The organism is Streptomyces aureoversilis (assembly GCF_042657885.1).
Classification (GTDB): Bacteria; Actinomycetota; Actinomycetes; order Streptomycetales; family Streptomycetaceae; genus Streptomyces; species Streptomyces aureoversilis.
Window position 1 is genome coordinate 89,111 of record NZ_JBHSKJ010000007.1, and the last position, 21,055, is coordinate 110,165.

The following is a 21,055-nucleotide window of genomic DNA, read 5'->3' on the forward strand; positions in this document are numbered from 1 at the left end:
TGGCGTGCGAGGCTGTGGGCATGAGCGCCCTCCTCCCCGTTCTCCTGGTCGTGGACTCCGCGAACGTCGTCGGCTCGGTGCCGGACGGGTGGTGGCGCGACCGCCGTGCGGCCACCGAAAGGCTCCGGGACCACCTCGCGGACCGCGCGGCGCGGGGCGAGGGGGAGCTGTTCACGGACGCCCCCGAGGTCGTCCTCGTGGTGGAGGGAAAGGCACGGGGTGCCGGCCCGGTGCCGGGCGTGCGGATCGAGGAGGCCGCGGGGAGCGGTGACGACCGGATCGTGGAGCTCGTGGCGGCCCGGGAGCCGGGCCGCCGGTGCGTGGTCGTCACCGCCGACCGCGAGCTGCGGGCCCGCGTGACCTCCTGCGGCGCGGAGGTGGCGGGCCCGAGCGCGGTACGTCCGTAGTGGTGGTACGTCCGCAGTGGCGGTACGTCCATCGTGGCCGTACGTCCGTAGTGAGCGTGGACGGCGAGCGGGCTACGGGACGCGGCTGTGCTGCCGCCCGTACACGAAGTAGACGACGACGCCTAGGACCATCCACGCGGCGAACCGCAGCCACGTCTCGGCCGTCAGGTTGAGCATCAGCCACAGCGAGGCCAGGACCGACAGGACGGGCACCACGGGCACGAGCGGGGTGCGGAAGGCCCGGGGCAGGTCCGGCCGCGTGCGGCGGAGGATGACGACGCCGAGGGCCACGACGACGAACGCGAAGAGCGTGCCGATGTTGACGAGTTCGGCGAGGACGTCGATCGAGGTGAAGCCCGCGAGCACGGCCACGACCACGCCGAGCAGGATCGTCGACCGGTACGGCGTGCCGTAGTGCGGGTGCACGCGCGAGAAGATCCTCGGCAGCAGCCCGTCGCGGCTCATCGCGAAGAACACGCGGCTCTGCCCGAGCAGCAGGATCATGCAGACGGTCGTGAGGCCGACGGCCGCGCCGAAGCTGATGAGCCCGGCCCAGAACGGGTGCCCGGTGGCCTTGAAGGCGTCGGCGAGGGGCGCGTCCGTGGACAGCTCGGTGTACTTCTGCATGCCGGTGACGACGACGGACACGGCCACGTAGAGCAGCGTGCAGATGGCGAGGGAGCCGAGGATGCCGCGCGGCACGTCGCGCTGGGGGTTGCGGGTCTCCTCGGCGGCGGTGGCGACGATGTCGAAGCCGATGAAGGCGAAGAAGACGACGGCGGCGGCCGAGAAGATGCCCATGACGCCGAAGTTCGACGGGGAGAAGCCGAACATGAGCTGGATGAGCGGGGCCTTGATGTCGCTGCCGGCCGTGGTGCCCTGGGAGTCCGGGATGAACGGGTCGTAGTTGGAGCCGGTGATGAAGAAGGCCCCGACGATGATCACGATCAGGACGACGGTGACCTTGATCGCGACCACGACGGCCGTCACGCGCGAGGACAGCTTCATGCCGAGGACGAGGATCGCCGTCAGCACCAGGACGAGGATGCAGGCGAGGAGGTCGAAGCCGAAGCGGCCCTCGTGCGTGCCCTCCAGGACGGTGGGCAGGTGCCAGCCCGCGTTGTCCATCAGGGAGCGGATGTAGCCGGACCAGCCGACGGAGACGACGGCGCAGCCCAGCGCCAGCTCCAGGATCAGGTCCCAGCCGATGATCCAGGCGGGCAGCTCGCCGAGGGAGGCGTAGGAGAAGGTGTACGCGGAGCCTGCGACCGGCACGGTGGAGGCGAACTCCGCGTAGCACAGCGCCGCGAGCCCGCAGACGATGCCGGCGAGGACGAAGGCCAGGGCCACCGACGGGCCGGCGTTCTCCTTGGCGACCTTGCCGGTGAGGACGAAGATGCCGGTGCCGATGACGACGCCGACGCCGAAGACGGTCAGGTCGAGGGCCGTCAGGGACTTCTTGAGGGCGTGCTCGGGCTCCTCGGTGTCCCGGATGGACTGCTCCACCGATTTGGTCCGGAAGACTCCGCGCTTGCCGCGGGGCTCCCCGAGAGGTTGCTGTTCGCTCGTGCTCATCGGCCCACCTCCACCTGTCCACCTGCTCGCGTGCTCACCATGAACTGAGCGAGTGTCCGCGATGATCCGGGCCGGGCAGGGGCCTGACCGGCCACCCCCAACAGGATTCACCCGATGGGACGCACCGGTCCATATGCAGACGGACCGGCCGGACCACCCGTATAGGTGGCCCGACCGGCCCGGAAGAGGAGCGCGGGGAACGACGCGCGCCCGATAGGGGGCGCGGGGAACTGCGCGACCGGCCACAGACGACCGGCAGCCGACCGACCGGGGCAGGGCGCAGCTCGCACGCCTATAGGGGCGCGAGGAACTGCGCGACCGGCCACCACACACGACCGGAGACCGGCCGACCAGGCCAAGGCGCAGCCCGCGCGCCCATAAGGGGCGCGGGGAACTGCGCGACCAGCCACACACAACCGGCAGCCGACCAACGGCCGACAAGCGGCAAAAGAACCGCGGCGCGACGAAGGCGAAGGCGCAGCCTAGTCGCGCGCCGGCTCCGCCGCGGCCTCGGGAGCCGCATCGGAGACCGCCGTCACCTCGGGCGCCTCGGACGCCTCGGGCGCGTCCTCAAGCCGCCCGTCGAGCTTGGCGACAAGCCCGGTGACCTGGCGCGCAATGTCCGGCGCGGTCAGCCCGATCTCGGCCATGACCTCCTTGCGGGAGGCGTGGTCGAGGAAGCGCGGCGGGATGCCGAAGTCACGCAGCGGCAGGTCCACGCCGGCGTCGCGCAGCGCCTGCGCGACCGCCGAGCCGACACCGCCGACGCGGCCGTTGTCCTCGACGGTGACGACGACGCGGTGCTCGGCGGCCAGGCCGGGCAGCGCCTCGTCGACGGGCTTGACCCAGCGCGGGTCGACCACGGTCGTGGAGATGCCCTGCTTGTCGAGGAGGTCGGCGATCTCCAGGCACATCGGGGCGAGCGCGCCGACCGAGACGAGGAGCACGTCCGGCCGTACGACGTCCTCGGCGGGACGGCGCAGCACGTCCATGCCGCCGATGGTGCCGACGGCCTCGACGGCCGGGCCGACGGTGCCCTTGGAGTAGCGGACGACGGTGGGGGCGTCCTTGACCTCGACGGCCTCGCGCAGCTGGGCGCGGACCTGGTCGGCGTCGCGCGGGGCGGCGATCCGCAGGCCGGGGACGACCTGCAGGATCGACATGTCCCACATGCCGTTGTGCGAGGCGCCGTCGTCGCCGGTGACGCCGGCGCGGTCCAGGACGAAGGTCACGCCGCACTTGTGCAGGGCGACGTCCATCAGCACCTGGTCGAAGGCGCGGTTGAGGAACGTGGCGTAGACGGCGAAGACCGGGTGCAGCCCGCCGGTGGCCAGGCCGGCCGCGGAGGTGGCCGCGTGCTGCTCGGCGATGCCGACGTCGTAGACGCGCTCGGGGAAGGCCTTGGCGAACTTGCCGAGGCCGACCGGCTGCATCATGGCCGCCGTGATGGCGACGATGTCCTCGCGTTCCTTGCCGAGCTTCACCATCTCGTCGGCGAAGACGGAGGTCCAGCTGGCGCCGGAGGAGGCGAGGGGCAGGCCGGTGTCGGGGTGGATCGCGCCGATGCCGTGGAAGCGGTCCGCCTCGTTCTGCTCGGCGTGCTTGTAGCCGCGGCCCTTCTGGGTCAGGCAGTGCACGAGGACGGGGCCGCCGAAGCGCTTGGCGCGCTGCAGGGCGGACTCCAGGGCCTCGATGTCGTGGCCGTCGATCGGGCCGACGTACTTCAGGCCCAGGTCCTCGAACATGCCCTGCGGGGCGATGAAGTCCTTCAGGCCCTTCTTCGCGCCGTGCAGCGTCTCGTACAGCGGCTTGCCGACGACCGGGGTGCGCTCGAGGATGTCCTTGCCGCGGGCCAGAAAGCGCTCGTAGCCGTCCGTGGTGCGCAGCGTGGCCAGGTGGTTGGCGAGGCCGCCGATGGTGGGCTCGTAGGAGCGCTCGTTGTCGTTGACGACGATCACGAGCGGGCGGTCCTTGGCGACGGCGATGTTGTTCAGCGCCTCCCAGGCCATGCCGCCGGTGAGCGCGCCGTCACCGATGACCGCGACGACGTGGTCGTCCTTGCCCAGGACCTGGTTGGCCTTGGCGAGGCCGTCGGCCCAGCCGAGGACGGTCGAGGCGTGGCTGTTCTCGATGACGTCGTGCGGCGACTCGGCGCGCGAGGGGTAGCCCGACAGGCCGTCCTTGGCGCGCAGCTTCGAGAAGTCCTGGCGGCCGGTGAGCAGCTTGTGGACGTAGGCCTGGTGCCCGGTGTCGAAGAGGACCTTGTCCTTCGGCGAGTCGAAGACCCGGTGGAGGGCGATGGTGAGCTCGACCACGCCGAGGTTGGGCCCGAGGTGTCCGCCGGTCTTGGCGACGGCGTCGACGAGGAAGGTGCGGATCTCCGCGGCGAGCCGGTCGAGCTGCTCCGGGCTGAGCCGGTCCAGGTCGCGCGGTTCCCTGATGCGGGTCAGCAGGGCCACCCGTGCCTCCTCTTCGTCGAGCTGTCGGCTTGTAGAAACATGTAGAAGTCTTGAGAAACCTCTAGATCCGTCGAGTCTAATGTTCCGCCCGCGGTGGCGATGAACGGGTGATGCGACCTGAGTCACCCGACCGGACGCATGAGCGACCGGCGACACGACAAAACGCCCTATAGGACGTGACTCGTACGTACGACTGTATGACTGCGCCATGCCGCGCTCCGAAAGGGGCGCGGGGAACTGCGCGACCAGCCACGACGCGCAGGCAGACGGCGACGGCGGGCGTGCACGGCCCGTGCACGCCCGTACGACGGGGAGGCTCATACGTACGGGTACACCCGTACGGCGGGCGTGCACGTACGCAAGGGCACCGCCGCCCGCCGCCCACTCGGGCCGGCGGGCGGCGGTGCCCCGCGGGAGAGCAGCCCGCAGGCGCAGGGCCTACGCCCGGCCGGCGGTCTTCTGGGTCTTCCGGGAGACCGAGTCGATCACCACGGCGGCCAGCAGCACCGCGCCCGTGATCATGTACTGGACCGCGGAGGCGATGCCCAGCAGCGCCATGCCCGACGCGATCGACTGGATCACCAGCACGCCCAGCAGCGCGGACCAGGTCTTGCCGCGGCCGCCGAAGAGGCTGGTGCCGCCGATGACGGCCGCGGCGATCGCGTTCATCAGCAGGCTGCCGGCCCCGGAGGACTGGTTCGCGGCGTTGATCTGCGACGCCAGGAACATGCCGCCGACGGCGGCCATCGTCCCGGAGAGGGCGAAGACCGAGATCCGGACCGCGGCGACGTTGATGCCGGCGCGGCTGGCCGCCTCCACGCTGCCGCCGAGGGCGAAGACCTTCCGCCCGTACGCCGTGCGGCGCAGCACGAGGTCGAGCGCCACGACGACCCCGAGGAAGATCACCACGGCCAGCGGCAGGCCCTTGTACTGGTTGAGCAGCCAGGCCACCACGTAGGCGGGCACGGCCAGCGCCACCGTGCGCAGCACGATCTCGCTGAGCGGCCTGCTGGGCACGCCCGCGGCCTCGCGGCGCCTGCTGTCCCGGAAGGACACCAGGAAGAACGCGGCCACGGCGAGCGTTGCCAGCCCGTACGCGGCGGAGATGTCGGTGAAGTAGTGGTTGGTGAGGCCGGCGACGATGCCGGAGTCGTCGAGGTTGATGGTGCCGTTGGAGCCGAGCACCTGGAGCATGAGGCCGTTCCAGCCGAGCAGGCCGGCCAGGGTGACGACGAAGGCGGGTACGCCGATCCGGGCGAAGAAGAAGCCGTGCAGGGCGCCGATGAGGGTGCCCGAGAGGATCGCGAGGACGAGCGCCAGCCACTCCGGCATGCCGTGGCTCACGTTGAGCACGGCGAAGACGGCGGCCGCGAGCCCGCTGACCGAGCCCACGGAGAGGTCGATCTCGCCGAGGATCAGGACGAAGACGATGCCGACGGCGATCAGGCCGGTGCCGGCGGCGGTGACGAAGAGGTTGTTGAGGTTCTCCGCGCCGAGGAAGGCCGGGTCCCGCAGCTGGAAGACCAGCGCGATGACGATCAGGCCGACGATCACGGGGAGGGAGCCGAGCTCGCCGCTGCGGAGCTTGCGGAGGAACTCGCCCCAGTAGCCGGCGAAGCCTTCCTCGCGGACGAGGAGGCGGGGGTCGACGGCGGGGACGGCGTCGTGGGCGGGGGCCTGGCCGTTGCCATTGCCGTTGGCGTTGCCATTGCCGTTGGCGGCCGGCTCTGTGGGCGACGTGGACGTGGGCAGCTCGGTACTCATGCGCCCGCCTCCTTCTCGGGCTCGTCGGCGTGATCGGCGCGGTCGGCGTGATCAGCGTGATCGGCATGATCGGCCTGGCCGGCCTCGGCAGCCGGAGCAGCCGGAGCGGCCTGGGGGACATCGGCGGCACCGGCGGCACCGGCGGCATCGACACCACCGGCGGCCTTCGCCGCCTCCGCGGCCGACGCGGCCTCCGCGGAGCGGGCCCGGCGCCGGGTGACAGCGTTGTCGGTGGCACCCGTGATGGCGGAAATGATCTCTTCCTGGGTGGTGCTCGCCACCTCGAACGTGCCGTTGTTGCGGCCGAGGCGCAGGACGGCGACGCGGTCGGCGACGGCCTTCACGTCGGCCATGTTGTGGCTGATGAGGATGACGCCGAGGCCGCGCTCGCGCAGCCGCTCGACCAGGTCCAGGACCTGCGCGGTCTGCTCGACCCCGAGCGCCGCGGTCGGCTCGTCCAGGATGACGATCTTGGGCTCGCCGAGCAGCGAGCGGGCGATGGCGACGGTCTGCCGCTGCCCGCCGGAGAGCGACGCGATGGGGATACGGACGCTGGGGATCCGGATGGACAGGGTGGAGAGCAGCTCACGTGCGCGGCGCTCCATCTCGACCTCGTCGAGCACCCCGGCGCGGGTGATCTCGCGTCCGAGGAAGAGATTGCCGACGACGTCGAGGTTGTCGCAGAGCGCGAGGTCCTGGTAGACGGTCGCGATGCCGAGCCCCTGGGCGGCGTGCGGCCGGTCCACGGTGACCGGCCGCCCCTCCCACTCGATGACCCCGTCGTCGGCGGGGCCGACGCCGGCGATCGTCTTGACGAGGGTGGACTTGCCGGCGCCGTTGTCGCCGACGAGGGCGACCACCTCGCCGGCGTGGATCTCCAGGTCGACGTCGGTGAGCGCCTGGACGGCACCGAAGCGCTTGGAGATCCCGCGCAGGGCGAGGACGGGGGCGGCGCCGGATCCGGCCGTTGCGGCCGTTGTGGCGGTGGTGGCGGACATCTGCGGAATCCCTACTTGATCCCGGCGGAGTCGCACTGAGCCTTGTACTTCTCAGTGCAGATCTCGTCGCGGTTGAAGAAGCCTTCCTGACCGACGTACTTCCCGATGTCAGCCTTGGTCAGCGCGAAGGGGGTGACGATGATGGAAGGAATCTTCTTCTGGGTGCCGCTGTCGACGGTGGACTTGGCGATGCCGTCGAGCGACTTCCCCTTGGCGAGCGCGACAGCCATCTCGGCAGCAGCGTCGGCCTCGGGCTTGTACGGCTTGTAAACGCTCATGAACTGCTCGTCGGAGAGGATCCGCTGGACGGCGGAGAGCTCGGCGTCCTGGCCGGTGACGGGCGGGAGCTTGTCGAAGCCCGCGCTCTTGAGGGCGGTGATGATGCCGCCGGCCATGCCGTCGTTGGCGGAGTAGACGCCGACGATGTTCTCCTTGCCCAGCGAGGAGATCGCGCCCTTCATGTTCTCGTTGGCGTTCTCCGGCTTCCACTCCTTGGTGTCGTACTCCTTGCCGACCTTGACCTTGCCGTCGAGCACGGAGTGGGCGCCGTCCTTGTACATCTTGGCGTTCGGGTCGGTGACCGACCCGTTCATCATGACGATCTGGCCCTCGGAAGCCTTGTCGCCGAGCTCCTTGAGCAGCGACTCGCCCTGGATCTTGCCGACGCGCTCGTTGTCGACGGAGGTGTACGCCTTGATGGGGCCCTCGGCCAGGCGGTCGTACGCGACGACGGGAATGCCCTTGTCGTTCGCCTTCTTCACCGAGGAAGCTATCGACTTCGCGTCCACGGAATCGACGATCAGCGCGTCGACCTTCTTGGTGATCATCGTGTCGACCTGCTGCTGCTGGACGGAGGCGTCCTGCTTGGCGTTCTCGTAAAGGACGACGGTGTCGGCGCCCGCCAATTCCTTGATCTTCTTCTCGATCAGCGGCTTGTCGAAGCGCTCGTAGCGCGCGGTCTGGTTCTCCGGAAGGAGGAGCCCGATGGTGAGCGGGCCCTTCTTGTCCTTCTTGGTATCCCCGCCGCCGGCCTCCTTGGCACTGCCACAGGCGGCGAGACCGGCCGCCATCGACATGGCCGCCACGGCCACGGCTGCACGACGCAGATGCGTGTTCACTTGCAGAAACCTCCCTGACGAGGCCGCGTCGTTGCGGCCGAGGTGGCTGGAAGTCAACTCGGCCGCAAAGGGGCCGTCAAGAAGTAAATCCTTAACGAGATGGCAACGGTGCCATTCGTTATCTACGTGAACTCAAGGAGGGAGCTTGACCCAAAAGCGGGATGAAGCCACCAGGAACCGGCTGGAACGACTGGAACTGTTGGAGCTGCTGGAACTGCTGGAACTGCTGGAACCGAACTCGGGCGGGCCTCGGGCGGGGCCTCAGGCGGACAGCGGAGCACCCACCGGAGCATGCCCCTCCAGCAGGGTGGAATCACCCATCTCGCTCAGCACGAGGGCGAGCGCACCGAGCACCTCGGCGCGACCGCCGAGCGCACCGGGGACGACCTCCAACTGCCGTGCGGCGCTGGGGATCGCGTAGCGCGAGACGGATTCGCGGATGGGCGCGAGGACGAGCTCGCCGGAGTCGGCGAGATCGCCGCCGAGCACGACGCGGCGGGGGTTGAGGAGGTTGCAGAGGTTGGCGACACCACTACCAATATGCCGCCCGACGTCCGAGATCACCCGTCGGCAGCCGGGGTCGCCTTCGCGGGCGAGCTGGACCATGCGGGTGACGGTGAGGTCGGTGCCGTGGGCCGAATGGAGGAGCGGCAGCACGTAGCGGGCAGCCGTAAAGGTCTCAAGACACCCACGGTTGCCGCAGCGACAGACGGGCCCGGACTCGTCCAGCGTAATATGCCCGATTTCACCCGCAGTGCCCCCAGGCCCGCGGTAAATCTGCCCGTTGATGACGAGGCCCGCCCCGACACCACTGGCGACCTTGATGTAAGCAAGATCGGCGGCCCCGCGCCCGGCACCCCACACGAGCTCGCCGAGGGCCCCGAGATTCGCATCATTGTCCACGTGAACGGGCACGCTGAGCCGCTCCGCGAGCTCATCCCGCGGATTGGTCCCGGCCCACCCCGGCAGAATGGCGGTGGACCCCAGGGTGCCGGTCTCGACGTCGATGGGCCCGGGCACGCCGAGCCCCACGCCAATGATCTTCCGAGGATCGATCCCGACGTCGTCGATCAACCGCCTGACCAGCTGCTCAGCCCGGTCGAGCCCCTGGGCGGCGGAGGCATCCACATCAAGGGGCTCGGCATCCTCGGCAAGCACGCGCTGGGCAAGGTTCCCGACCGCGACCCGCAGGTGGGTGTGCCCGAAATCAACACCGACGACGATCCCGGCATCCCCGGACAGGGACACACTCCGCGCCCGCCGCCCCCCGGAAGAGGTGGGCGTGACCTCGACGGTCCCGCCGTCCTTCAGCTCCCGAACGATGTTGGAGACGGTAGCGGCCGACAGCCCGGTAGCCCGGGCGATCTCCGCCTGCGTGAGCGACCCCGCCCTGCGCACCGCGCGCACGACCCGCTCGAGGTTGGCCCGGTGCAGCGACGACTGCGACCCCGGAGTCTCCACGCCCATCCACTCCCGCCTAGCCGGACACGGCACGCCGGCCGTCCCCTCAACCGGACCACAACCCTGGAGCCCGGCCATCCATACAACATATGAACTCTAAGCTGAGCCGCCAGGCGGATCCCCCGTCAAGACCTCGAACCACATCGAGGCCGCATCGTATGGAGAGCGCCTGACGACACCCCACCAGAGACCCACGGCCTCGAGTAGACCAGAGCCAACGGCACGCGCCTGTTGCGGGAGACGTTCGAGGAGACGCTTCGGCCCGCCGGGTATCCCGGCGGGCCGAAGCGTCAGAATTTGAATCCGGCAATTGGATCTTACCTCGGCGAGGAGATCAGTCTTCGATTACCGGTCGACACGGGGAAAGGAAAGGATCGAGGCGATACTGCACTACACCTCTTGCCATGACACGAACACGGAAAGCCCCAGGCCCAGGCGGGTCGGTAAAATCGTCCGAACGCTCATAGAGGAGACCCCACGCACCCCGGAATCGATCGGCGACATACCCCAAAAGGGCATCCAGCTCCTGAGCTTCGTCCCTGCGACGATTAACCAGGCCATCGACAGCGAGAAAATACTGCCCATTATAGGCAGCCAGCTTGACCTCACCCGTCACCCAGCGAATCCCAGAGATGCGATCCCGCAGATCAGCCAAACCCTCCGAGAGCGAACCCGCATCAGCCTCTTCGGGCGACTCGGCAATACCGAACCACCCATGAAATTCGTACATTCCCATCACCCCAGCGGTTCCACGTCAATTACAGGCTCAACGCCATAGCGACGCCCGTACTCCTGCAGTTTGCCGATGACGCCGGCCTCTGGAGGCCCTTCAAAGTGGAAGTAAGGCTTCCGGTTGGACTGAAGGGCCGCCTCAAAGGTCGCCTTTGCCTGGTTTCGAAACGCGCTTCCCATGCGGAAGCCTGTCGGCTTCGACTGCGCAACATACAGGTCACTGATCGCGTCATACTCCCTCCCGGATGGATCGTTCGCAAAGCGGACTCGCGACACACCCCCAAGTCGTTGGGCAAGAGCATCAGCGGCAGGGTCCGGCTTGGTCACGCCGACCAACGCGCCAAGTCCACCATTACTCTTCCCAGCCCGCGATGCCTTGACGACACCTTCGACCCCCTCAGCGGCAATCTTCTCAGCCTTCAATGCCTTGCCCATAGGCAGGGCCATAGCGACGGCCGTCGCACACTTACCCAGCGATGGATTCTCGATGCAGTCTTTGATGTCGTTGAGACCGGTGACCGTCCAGACGACTTTAGTCAGCGTCGGGTCAGGCAGCTCCTTGTCCACGGTCCATTCACCCGGCCCACGCATACAGGCAAGGCCGCTCAGCTCGTTACCGGCGCGGAGCGGGGTCGTGTGACATACCCTCTTCTCTCTTTCTTTCCGTTCTTTCTCCAGCTGCTTGCGCTTCTCTTCGGCCAGACGCTGCGCTTCGGCCTGCTCTGCTTGCCGTTTCTTCAGGACGTCTTTCCACGCCTCGGAAGCAAAGGTTTTGGCTTGCTCGGCGTCCTTCCCAGCATCCAAGGCAGAGTCGCGAGCGTCGTTGGCATACCCCGTCGCCTCTCTGGCCGAGTCCCTGGCGTAGTTGGCAGAGAACTCCGCCTGTGTTGCGGACTCAGTCGCCGCGACTGCGTCACGGTCAGCAGCGTCCGCGGCGTTGCGTGCGGTGGTGGCGGATTTCGCTGCCCTGGCAGCGTAGTTCTCCGCCTGACGGGCCGACCTGTCAGCGTCTGCGGCATAGCCCTTAGCATCATCGGCCGACTTCTGAGCCTGTTCGGCGGCCTTCTGCGCGTCGGCGGACGCACCCTTGGCGACGGCTGCAGCCTTGGCCGCGATCCAACGGTTCTCCTGGGCCTTTGCCGCGACCCTGGAGCCCTGGTCGATCAGGACCTGGAGCTGCGCAATATGGGTGGCAGCCAGCTGATCCTTGCGGTCGGCCATGTATTGGCCGGCCTGGACGAAATAGTGCAGCTGATCCGCCGGTCCTGACAGTGCGATCTTGGCAGCGGCCTTCACCTCAGGGCCACTGTCGTTGAAGAGCCCGGCGGCCAGGACGCGCTCGTCGTCGTTCTGGGCCACGTACTGGCCGTTGGCGATAAAGGCGAGCAGATCCTTAGGGTCCTTGCTGCCGAGAGCAGTCTTCGATGCCTCCTTCACTACAGGCCCACCGGCGGAGTTGATCTGGGCGACACGGACTCTGTAGTCCGTAAATCCCGCCGTGTACTGGCCGGTGGTGTAGAAGTCCCTGATCTGCTGATCGCTGCCCTTGAGCGCTTCCTGGGCAGCCGTGCGGACGGATTGGTAGGGGCTCTGGAGGGACAGGTCAACGACCTGCTGACGAGTTTCGTCCTCACCCGCCTTCTCCCAACCGCTCCTCAGGTATTCCAGGACGCCGGCATCACTGCCGGCCAAGGCGGAGCTGGCAGCCTCTTGCATAAAGGGGCCACGGGTCTTCAGCGCCTGCAGAGCGAGCTCCCGGCCCTTGGCCACAGTCGCCTTGACATCGACATCCGGCTTGCCCGCTTCCGCGGCCAAGGCCTTGGCTGTGACATCAAGCCCCCTGGCCTCCACCGCCTGGGCAGCGACGGCAGATGTGAACTTCTGCGCCTGTTCCTTGTCGGACTTGGCGCGCTCGATGGCAGCCGCGGTGCGGGTGGCGAGGTCTTCCGCTTCGACTTCCCGCGCGATCGCGAAGACGTTCTTAGCAGTGGCGACTGCCGTAGCGGCGGCCTCCGCTGCTTCCTTCGCCGCATCGGCCTGTTTGGCGGACTCAGTGGCCGCGTCCTTAGCCTCACCCGCATGCTTGGCGGCATCTTCTGCAGCATCCGCGGCCTTGTTTGCATGGCCCGCCGCCGAGTTGGCAGCGTCCCGAGCCGCATAGGCGGCGTTAGCGGACTTGCGGGCCAGTGACTCAGCAGCACTGGCGGCGCGGTTGGCCTCCCGCGCATGCCGGCGAGTCTCCGCGGCCGCCGCCTTCGCCTCACCCGAGTGAACACCTGCCGCGTCCGCATATCCACTCGCCTCATCGGCGGCATCGGCTGCGGCATCGGCATTGGCGCTGGCGCTCCGTGACGCCTTCGCCGCTTCCCCGGCAGCCCAGGACGCCTTACCGGCCTGCTGAGCAGCATCAGCCGATTTCTTCGCAAGGCCAGACGCTTCACGTGCCTGCTTTGCGTAGTTCTTGGCGTCCTCGGCCTTGCCGGCGTCGCCGGCCGCGGCAATCGAGGCGTTGTACGCCCGGGTAGCAGCCTCAGCCGCGGCGTTGGCCGCGCTCGCGGTCTGGGCTGCGGCAAGGGCAGCAACACGGGCGGAGCGGTTGGCAGCACTGGCCGCGCCGATGGCCTGCTGGGCAGCGGCGGCGGCGGCCCGTGCCGCGTCCGCGGCCTGCTGGGCCTTGACGGCGGCCTTTTTAGAGTCATTTTTAGCCGCCTTGGTTTCCCTGGCTGCCGTCTGTGCGGACTCCTTTGCCTGTTCGGAAGCCGTCACCGCGCGTGCAGACGCCTTCTGGGACGCCTCAGTCGCCTGCTCAGCCCGCAGCCCCGCCTGCTCAGCCTGCTTGGTGAGATCCGCGATGGTGGCGTGCTCCTGATCCCGGTTACGGGCCGTGAACTGGCCCACCTCAAGGAACTCGACCCTGTCCTCAGGCGTGCCCTGCATCGCGAGCTTGCCCGCAGCCTTCACATTCGGTCCGCCCTCACCGATGATCGACGCGACGAGCACCTTATCGTCCGTCTCGCGGGCCTCGTACTGCCCGACTTCCAAAAACTTGGCGATGTCGGCAGGGGTCCCATTCAGCGCAGCCTTACCGGCCTCCTTGACCCCATAGCCCCCGAAGTAGATGACCCGAGCGGCCTCCACCTTCTGGTCGTCCTCCAGAGGGGCTTTCCAGCCGTCCTTCAAGAACGCCCGCAAGTCTTCCGGGGTGCCTTGCAGTGCCTTCTTCGCAGCCTCGCGCACTGCGGGCCCACCCACACCGAAGACGCGGCTTACATCGATGCGGTCATCATCGTGCTCGATGCCGTCCTTGGCCGCGAGAAACTTCTTGACGTCCTCGTCCGTGCCCAGCAGCGCATCCTCAGCTGCCCTCTTGATGCCGACGCCACCAGTCGTCCACAGACTGACCGTCAGACCGCGTTCCCATAACCGACGCCACTGTGATTCGTCTGTGTCATCAGCCGCAACGGCCGGAGTACTGCCGAGAAGGCCAACAAGAAGCGCAATGGGAAGCGCCGCGGCACAGGCTTCACGCAGCCGTAACGACTTCTTTCCCCCGGCCCGCGCGCCCCCACCGTCTCCTGGTGCTCCGACACCGGAGCTCAGTCTTCGCCTCATCCAGGCGGTCCCTCTCTCATCGATTCGGGCTCGGCGCAGCTGGCACACAGTTGAGCGCAGTCACGAATCGGCAGGTGTCCACCAGGTAGACCGCCTGCCCCCATCCCGCCACAACTCCCCCCGTTGTAACGCCAACTGACGCTATGTTGACGGCATCATACATACACTTTACTCGCGGGCGTCACGGGGCGTAACATCAGCATCACTCCCGAACCGGAAGGTAATCATGGCAATACCCCATGCCCGAAAGATCCTCACCGCCAGCACCATTGCACTAATTGCCTCATGTGCCGGATTTGCACCAATATCGGTCGCACAACCTGCGCCTCCCCGGACCGCACCCACGGCAGCCGGCGACGATGAGATGCCATTCGCAATCGAAACGTTCCAGTACCCCGACGGTGCAAAGATCTCCCAGGAAAAGGGCATCGTCCTCGGCAAGGGCGATGGCCGCATCCTGCTCACCGACTGTGCGGCCTACGACATCAAGATCGATTCTCTCGTCGGCCAGAAGGACTTCTGCTTCAGCGTCAAGGGCCGCCAGGGCTACCTCGCCGTCGAGATCGCCGATGCCTTCGGCATCTGGACAAAGGACCACCCCGTCAAGGCCACGATCAGGTCTGACGGCAAGGACTCTTCCATCGACGTCGCGAAGAACGAATTCCAGCCGTTCGGTCAGGCAGGCAAGACCCGCCAGCGCGCCCTTCTGCTAGAGCTACGCGTCACCGGCTGACGGGCGCCGACATCAAGCCGTGCGCGTCATGCCCGACAACAAACGATGTGCCCGCCGGCAGGCGTCATACGGCTAGAAATTCTCAGCCAGAGCAAGCCTTCCTTCCGGCCTGTCCCGCAGGACGAGCCGCGCATCACGACCAAGGAATACGACATGTCTGCCAGACGTCCGCGCGCCACGTGGATACCAGGTCTGCTGTTAACAGCCGTAGCGGCGAGCACGCTGACGGCCACCCCCGCCCACGCCGTCGTGGGCCAGCCCGTCAATGATTCATTCGCCTTCACGGCCAAGATCGACATAGACGGCCAGCGCAGCTGCTCCGCCGCGCTCGTGTCGCCGCAGTGGCTGATCACCGCGGCCAGCTGCTTCGTCGAGAACCCCGCTCAGGGCACGAAGGCCCCGGCCGGCAAGCTCGAGAAGCCGAAGCCCGCCGTCATCGGCCGTCCCAACCTGGCTGACGACGCCGGCACCACCGCCAACGTCACCGAGCTCGTCCCCCGCGAAGACCGCGACCTCGTCCTCGCCAAGCTGGACAAGACGGTCACCGGCATCGCCCCCGTCGGCCTCGCCGCGAACACCACCATCGAGGGCCAGGACGTCTGGGTCACCGGCTACGGCCGTACCAAGGACGAATGGGTCCCCGACCGCCTCCACTACGCCAAGTTCACCACCGGGGCGGTCAAGCCCACCACGGTCGGCCTCGCCGCCAAGACCGACGGCGCAGCGATATGCCAGGGCGACACCGGCGGACCCGCCTTCCGCGACGTCGGCGGGCGTTTCGAGCTCATCGGCGTCAACAGCCGCTCCTGGCAGGGGGGATGCCAGGGGACCGACGCCAAGGAGACCCGGACCAACGCCATCGACGCCCGCACCGACGACCTCACCGGGTGGATCCAGGGCATCACCTCCCCTCCCGCGCCTCTGCGCGGGAAGGACTGGAAGAAGGCCACGAACCTGGTCTCCGGCTACTTCACCGGTGGCTCGCCCGGTGGCAACCGGCGCATGGACCTCTTCGTGACCTGGGAGGACGGCACGGCCAGCCTCTTCCAGGGCGCCGATGGCAAGGACCCGGAGCACCCGTTCACCGCCGAGCACAAGATGCCGGGGAAGAGCTGGTTCTACGCCAAGTCCATCGCAGCAGGCAACTTCAGCGGCAGTGGTTCGGACGGCCTGGTGGTGCGCTGGAAGACCGGACAGGTGACGTCGTTCGCTCACGTCGACCAGAACGGCTTCAGCAAGGAAGAGGAACTCAAGCCTGCCAGCGCTTCATGGGCGGACAACGTCATGGAGATGACGGTCGGCCGGTACACCGCCAACGCCCAGCGGGATGACCTGCTCATCCGCTGGAAGGACGGCTCCTTCGCGCTCCACACCGACGTCGGCACCAATGGCCTCAAGCGCGAGGTCCAGCTGCTGAAGGCGACCCCCGCCGCGACGAAGATCATGCAGATGACCGCCGGGGAGTTCACCGGCAAGGGCACCGCAGACCTCCTGGTCCGCTGGGAGAACGGTTCCGCCAGCATCTACCGCGGCGTCAGCACCACCAAGCCCTTCGACGACGAGATCAAGATCCGTCCGGAGAACTCCGCCTGGCGCTTCACCAAGGCCCTCGCCGGCGGAGCGTTCGTCGACAACGCCCGTCCCAACGACGTTCTCGTCCGCTGGGAAGACGGCAACCTCAGCCTGTACCCGGCCGTCGACGCGAGCGGCACGCACGGCGAGGCCGAGCTCCTCAAGTAGGACGGCTCGACGACCTCCGCCCGGCCGGCCGGAACAGCGCGCCGGCTGTCATGCCAGCAAGACCTTCCCTGTTCGGCCGCCGACGATCTCGGCCGGCTTGCCCGTGGGGCTTGCCGCGGCTCGTACCGCGGCAAGCCCCCGGCCGAACGGGCCCACTCCTTACCCGGAGCCCCCTCCAATTCGTGTGGACGGGTCCTCCCGTGTCCCCGCGCCAGAATCCGCTGTTCCGGCCGGGGAAGCAGACGACAGAAAGCCATTTTCTTGCTCACGAAAACCCACCGCGCGCTGACTGCGTTACTGACCGCGGGCGTGCTCACGGCAGGCACACAGCTCGCCTTCGCCGCGCCCTCCACGCCACCGCCGCCGGCGGCACCGTCGCCGTCGCCGGGGCCGCAGGCTCCCAGTCAGCCGCCGGCCGCCGCCTCCGCGGGCACCGCCGTCGCCAAGAACTGGAAGGTCCCGCGCCTCGCCGTGATGCCCCTGGGCGACTCGATCACCCACGGTGCCCGCAGCTCCAACGAGGCCGGATACCGCGCCGACCTGTGGAACCAGCTGGCCCCGCACGCGGGCAAGCTGGACTTCGTGGGCTCCGAGCGGCACGGCACGTTGCCCGACGGTGACCACGAGGGGCACTGGGGCTGGAGGATCAGCGGCCTCACCGCCAACATCGACCAGTGGTTGCCGGCGGCGGCGCCGAACGTGGTGCTCCTGCACATCGGCACGAACGATTTGCACGACGACTATCGCCCGGACACGGCCCCCCGCCGCCTCGGCGAGCTCATGGACAAAATCACCGAGCAGGCTCCCGGCATGACCGTGCTGGTTTCTTCCCTGGTCCCCTCCACGGACGCCAGGGCGCAGAAGCACATCGAGCGGTTCAATGCCGCACTCCCGCAGCTGGTCGCCGAACGGCAGAGCAAGGGTCGGCACGTCGGATACGTCGACATGGGTGCGGTCACCACGAACGACCTCGCCGACGACCTCCACCCCAAGGACAGCGGCTACGCCAAGATGGCCGACGCCTTCGCCGCCGGCGTGGCCCGGGCGGCGGAGGACGGCTGGATCCAGCAGCGCGTGGACATCAAGCCGGCCCCGGACCGCCCGGCTCCCCCGCCCGGTGACTACAGGGTCGACATCGACGGCGACGGCAGGGCCGACTACCTCGTCGTGCAGGACAACGGCTCCGTCAAGGCCTGGATCAACAACGGCGGCACCGGCCACGGCAGCTGGACCGAGCGCGGCGTGTTCGCCAGCGGCGTCGGAGAGCCCGGCAGCAAGGTCCGCTTCGCCGACATCAACAACGACGGCAAAGCCGACTACCTCGTCCTCCAGGACGACGGAACCGTCCAGGCATGGATCAACAACGGCGGGAACGACCACGGCGGCTGGATCAAGCGCGGCACCTTCGCCACCGGCGTCGGCCAACCCGGCAGCAGAGTCCGCTTCGCCGACATCAACGCCGACGGCAAAGCCGACTACCTCGTGGTCGAGAAGTACGGGGTCGTCAAGGCCTGGCTCAACAACGGCGGCACGGGCCAGGGCAGTTGGCTCGAACGCGGCACCTTCGCCGGCGGCGTGGGTGAACCCGAGGACAGGATCCGCTTCGCCGACGTCAACGGCGACGGCAAGGCCGACTACCTCGCCGTCCAGGACGACAGCTCCGTCAGGGCCTGGATCAACAAGGGGACCGACGGGCGCGGCAGCTGGAGCGAATACGACGGCTTCGCCGGCGGTGTCGGCGAAGCCGGCAGCAAGGTCCGCTTCGCCGACATCAACGCCGACGGCAAAGCCGACTACCTCGTCCTCCGGGACGACGGCGTCATTCAAGCCTGGATCAACGACCTCGGTGACGGCCGGGGCAGCTGGACCGAGCGCGGCACCTTCGCCACCGGCGTCGGAGAGCCCGGCAGCAAGGTCCGCATCTGATGCCTGCCACAGAACGCTGTGAACAGATGTCTCCCCAATCGACAAGACACTGCTGATTCAAGTCAGCTCTAGGTAGGAACGCATGTTTTTCGCCAGACGAGGCGAACCCGATCGCGGGCCGGCAGAGGACCCGCGGGCGAAGTCCAGGCTTTACGCCCTGGACGGGCTGCGTCTTATCGCGGCTCTGATGGTGGTCGCCTTCCATCTCCTTGCCTATGACGGCACCGGCTGGACGACCTCGGTAAAGGAACACTTCCCGAGCACTTATCTCTTCAGCTACTACGGATGGCTCGGGGTCCAGCTCTTCTTCCTCATCAGCGGCTTCGTCATATGCATGAGCTGCTGGGGCAAGAGCGTGGGCGACTTCGCGATCTCGCGGATGACGCGCCTCTACCCCGCCTACTGGTTCGCCGTCCTGGCCACCGCCTTCGCACTCTGGTTGTCTCCGGGCGTGCGGGACGTGCCCACCCTCAGCAACCTCGCCGTCAACCTGACGATGCTCCAGGACCCGCTGAACGTCGACCGCGTGGACAGCGTCTACTGGTCCCTGTGGGTGGAGGTGCGGTTCTACCTCCTCTTCATCCTTGTCGCTCGCAAGGGGCTCACCTACCGGCGCCTGGTGATCTTCTGCCTCGTCTGGGTCGTGGCCGGGCTCTTCGCCTCCAAGGTCCACAACAACCTGCTCGATGCCGTCGTCATGCCCGAGAACTGCTGGTACTTCATCGCCGGCATCGCGCTCTACCTCATCTACCGGTTTAAGCCGAACGCACTGCTGTGGTCCATCGTGCTCGGCTGCTTCCTGCTCGGCCAGCACTTCCTGGTCGCCGCCCACAAGGCGAATCAGTACTACGCGGGATTCAAGGCACCAGTGTGGCCCGCCCTGATCCTCCTCGCCGTCATCTTCGCCGTCATGGCGGCAGTCGCAACCGGTCTCACCAATTGGATCACCTGGGGTTGGCTGCCCACTGCCGGGACCCTCACCTACCCGCTCTACCTGCTCCACGAAGACATAGGCTGGATCTTCATACGGCACACGGAACGCCGTCTCCACCCCTACGTCATCCTGGCGATTCTGCTCACGGTGTTGCTGATCGCTTCATGGCTCGTCCATCGCTATGTCGAACGCCCGCTGGGGCTGTGGATGCGTAAGAAACTCAAGGCGAGCCTCGAAGAAGTACGCATGTACAGCCACCCGGACAGCTACAACATCGCGGGCAAGCTCTCGGCGCTCGAATCCCTCACCAACCCGTACAGCACGCGTGCCTCCGCGCGTACGGCACCCCAGCACAAGGGGCCGGGCTCATCGGAGTGACGCCGACCGAGCCGCACATTCCCAGGAAGGAATAACGACATGTCTGCCAGACGTCCACGCGCTGCGTGGGTCGCCGGACTGCTCATAACCGCCACCGCTGCGGGCACGTTGACGGCCGCTCCCGCCCATGCCGTCGTGGGCCAGCCCGTCAATGATTCATTCGCCTTCACGGCCAAGCTCGACATCACCATCGCCGACACCACCGACGGCACCGGACAGAGCCTCAAGCACAGTTGCTCGGCCGCCCTCGTTGCGCCGCAGTGGCTGGCAACAGCCGCCAGCTGCTTCGTCGACAACCCTGCTCAGGGCGTAAAGGTTCCTGCCGGTCCTCTTGGCTCGAGTCTCAAAGCGGCTGCCGTCATCGGCCGCCCCGACCTCAGCCGTGGCGCCGGCACCACCGCCGACGTCGTCGAACTCGTCCCCCGCGAGGACCGCGACCTGGTGCTCGCCAAGCTGGACAAGCCCGTCACGGGCATCGCTCCGGTCAGCCTCCCCGCGAACGCCCCCGTGGAGGGCCAGGACGTGTGGGTCACGGGCTACGGCCGCACCAAGAGCGAGTGGGTCCCCGACCGTCTGCACTACGCGAAGTTCGCCATCGGAGGGATCAAGGCCACGACGATCGGCCTCGCCGCCAAGTCCGACGGTGCCGCGATCTGCCAGGGCGACACCGGCGGACCGGCCTTCCGTGACGTCGGCGGTCGCTTCGAACTTGTCGGCATCAACAGCCGTTCGTGGCAGGGGGGATGCATCGGCACCGACCCCAAGGAAGCCCGGACCAACGCCGTCGACACCCGCACCGACGACATCGCCGACTGGATTCGTCAGCGCGTCACCCCGCCGGTGAGCACCGAAGCACCCGTCGATTCCCACATCGACATCGACGGCGACGGCAAGGCCGACTACATCGTCCTCGAGGACAGCGGCGCCGTCCGCGCCTGGATCAACAGGGGCGACGACGCCAAGGATAAATGGGAAGACCGCGGCATCATCGCCACCGGCACCGGCGCACCCGCGAGCAAGGTCCGCTTCGCCGACGTCGACGGCGACCGCAAGACGGATTACCTCGTCGTGGATGACAAGGGTGCCGTGCGGGCGTACATCAACAAGACTGCCCCTGGTAAGGACGACTGGACCAACCGTGGCGTGATCGCCACGGGTACCGGGGCTCCGGGGAGCAAGGTCCGTTTCGCCGACATCAACAACGACGGCAAAGCCGAC

General features: G+C 67.7%; 13 protein-coding genes and 1 pseudogene. 6 read left to right on the forward strand and 8 right to left on the reverse strand.

The genetic code is table 11. The features are described 5' to 3' along the window. The first annotated feature begins 20 nt into the window (after positions 1-20). A complete protein-coding gene (locus tag ACFPP6_RS14240; protein ID WP_382041229.1) occupies positions 21-407 on the forward strand; it encodes a PIN domain-containing protein in 387 nt (128 codons plus the stop codon). A 72-nt stretch (positions 408-479) separates the two neighbouring features. On the opposite strand, the gene ACFPP6_RS14245 is transcribed toward ACFPP6_RS14240, so the two are convergent. The 8 genes and pseudogenes from ACFPP6_RS14245 to ACFPP6_RS14280 all read right to left on the reverse strand — a co-directional run bounded on the left by ACFPP6_RS14245 (position 480) and on the right by ACFPP6_RS14280 (position 14,126). After that, the gene (locus tag ACFPP6_RS14245) at positions 480-1,982 is read right to left on the reverse strand and encodes an amino acid permease (RefSeq protein ID WP_382041232.1); all 1,503 of its coding nucleotides are present in this window, start codon (positions 1,980-1,982) and stop codon (positions 480-482) included. A 482-nt stretch (positions 1,983-2,464) separates the two neighbouring features. Then, a complete protein-coding gene (gene dxs, locus ACFPP6_RS14250) occupies positions 2,465-4,441 on the reverse strand; it encodes a 1-deoxy-D-xylulose-5-phosphate synthase (protein WP_382041235.1) in 1,977 nt (658 codons plus the stop codon). A gap of 438 nt (positions 4,442-4,879) precedes the next feature. Next, the gene (locus ACFPP6_RS14255; protein ID WP_382041238.1) at positions 4,880-6,205 is read right to left on the reverse strand and encodes a sugar ABC transporter permease; all 1,326 of its coding nucleotides are present in this window, start codon (positions 6,203-6,205) and stop codon (positions 4,880-4,882) included. A 188-nt stretch (positions 6,206-6,393) separates the two neighbouring features. Then, positions 6,394-7,203: pseudogene (locus ACFPP6_RS14260) on the reverse strand (ATP-binding cassette domain-containing protein); the annotation flags it as partial. Positions 7,204-7,214: 11 nt separating this feature from the next. Further along, complete coding sequence (locus ACFPP6_RS14265) at positions 7,215-8,321, reverse strand: substrate-binding domain-containing protein (protein ID WP_382041241.1); 1,107 nt, start codon at positions 8,319-8,321, stop codon at positions 7,215-7,217. A gap of 261 nt (positions 8,322-8,582) precedes the next feature. After that, positions 8,583-9,782: an ROK family transcriptional regulator gene (locus tag ACFPP6_RS14270; RefSeq protein WP_382041779.1), complete on the reverse strand. Its 1,200-nt coding sequence runs from the start codon at positions 9,780-9,782 to the stop codon at positions 8,583-8,585. A gap of 334 nt (positions 9,783-10,116) precedes the next feature. Then, positions 10,117-10,518, reverse strand: coding sequence for an Imm7 family immunity protein (locus ACFPP6_RS14275; RefSeq protein ID WP_382041243.1), 402 nt, complete (start codon positions 10,516-10,518; stop codon positions 10,117-10,119). After that, a complete protein-coding gene (locus tag ACFPP6_RS14280) occupies positions 10,518-14,126 on the reverse strand; it encodes a restriction endonuclease fold toxin (RefSeq protein ID WP_382041246.1) in 3,609 nt (1,202 codons plus the stop codon). Before ACFPP6_RS14280 ends, ACFPP6_RS14275 begins: the two co-directional genes overlap by 1 nt. Before the next feature lie 226 nt (positions 14,127-14,352). On the opposite strand from ACFPP6_RS14280, the gene ACFPP6_RS14285 reads away from it, so the two are divergent. The 5 genes from ACFPP6_RS14285 to ACFPP6_RS14305 all read left to right on the forward strand — a co-directional run. Beyond that, positions 14,353-14,859: a hypothetical protein gene (locus tag ACFPP6_RS14285; RefSeq protein WP_382041249.1), complete on the forward strand. Its 507-nt coding sequence runs from the start codon at positions 14,353-14,355 to the stop codon at positions 14,857-14,859. A gap of 153 nt (positions 14,860-15,012) precedes the next feature. Beyond that, positions 15,013-16,599, forward strand: coding sequence for a S1 family peptidase (locus tag ACFPP6_RS14290; protein ID WP_382041252.1), 1,587 nt, complete (start codon positions 15,013-15,015; stop codon positions 16,597-16,599). 261 nt (positions 16,600-16,860) lie between these two features. Further along, a complete protein-coding gene (locus tag ACFPP6_RS14295) occupies positions 16,861-18,525 on the forward strand; it encodes an FG-GAP-like repeat-containing protein (RefSeq protein WP_382041255.1) in 1,665 nt (554 codons plus the stop codon). Between the two features lie 82 nt (positions 18,526-18,607). Continuing rightward, on the forward strand, positions 18,608-19,837 hold the full coding sequence (locus ACFPP6_RS14300) for an acyltransferase family protein (protein ID WP_382041257.1): 1,230 nt from the start codon (positions 18,608-18,610) through the stop codon (positions 19,835-19,837). A 39-nt stretch (positions 19,838-19,876) separates the two neighbouring features. Further along, positions 19,877-21,055, forward strand: a 1,179-nt coding sequence (locus ACFPP6_RS14305; protein WP_382041260.1) for a trypsin-like serine protease, incomplete at its 3' end; no start/stop codon positions are given.

What these genes read in the sequence shown, in the direction of transcription:
- ACFPP6_RS14240 (WP_382041229.1), top strand. Translation starts at nt 21, where the DNA reads ATGAGCGCCCTCCTCCCCGTTCTCCTGGTCGTGGACTCCGCGAACGTC.
- ACFPP6_RS14245 (WP_382041232.1), bottom strand. Translation starts at nt 1,982, where the DNA reads ATGAGCACGAGCGAACAGCAACCTCTCGGGGAGCCCCGCGGCAAGCGC.
- ACFPP6_RS14255 (WP_382041238.1), bottom strand. Translation starts at nt 6,205, where the DNA reads ATGAGTACCGAGCTGCCCACGTCCACGTCGCCCACAGAGCCGGCCGCC.
- ACFPP6_RS14275 (WP_382041243.1), bottom strand. Translation starts at nt 10,518, where the DNA reads ATGGGAATGTACGAATTTCATGGGTGGTTCGGTATTGCCGAGTCGCCC.
- ACFPP6_RS14280 (WP_382041246.1), bottom strand. Translation starts at nt 14,126, where the DNA reads ATGAGGCGAAGACTGAGCTCCGGTGTCGGAGCACCAGGAGACGGTGGG.
- ACFPP6_RS14285 (WP_382041249.1), top strand. Translation starts at nt 14,353, where the DNA reads ATGGCAATACCCCATGCCCGAAAGATCCTCACCGCCAGCACCATTGCA.
- ACFPP6_RS14290 (WP_382041252.1), top strand. Translation starts at nt 15,013, where the DNA reads ATGTCTGCCAGACGTCCGCGCGCCACGTGGATACCAGGTCTGCTGTTA.
- ACFPP6_RS14300 (WP_382041257.1), top strand. Translation starts at nt 18,608, where the DNA reads ATGTTTTTCGCCAGACGAGGCGAACCCGATCGCGGGCCGGCAGAGGAC.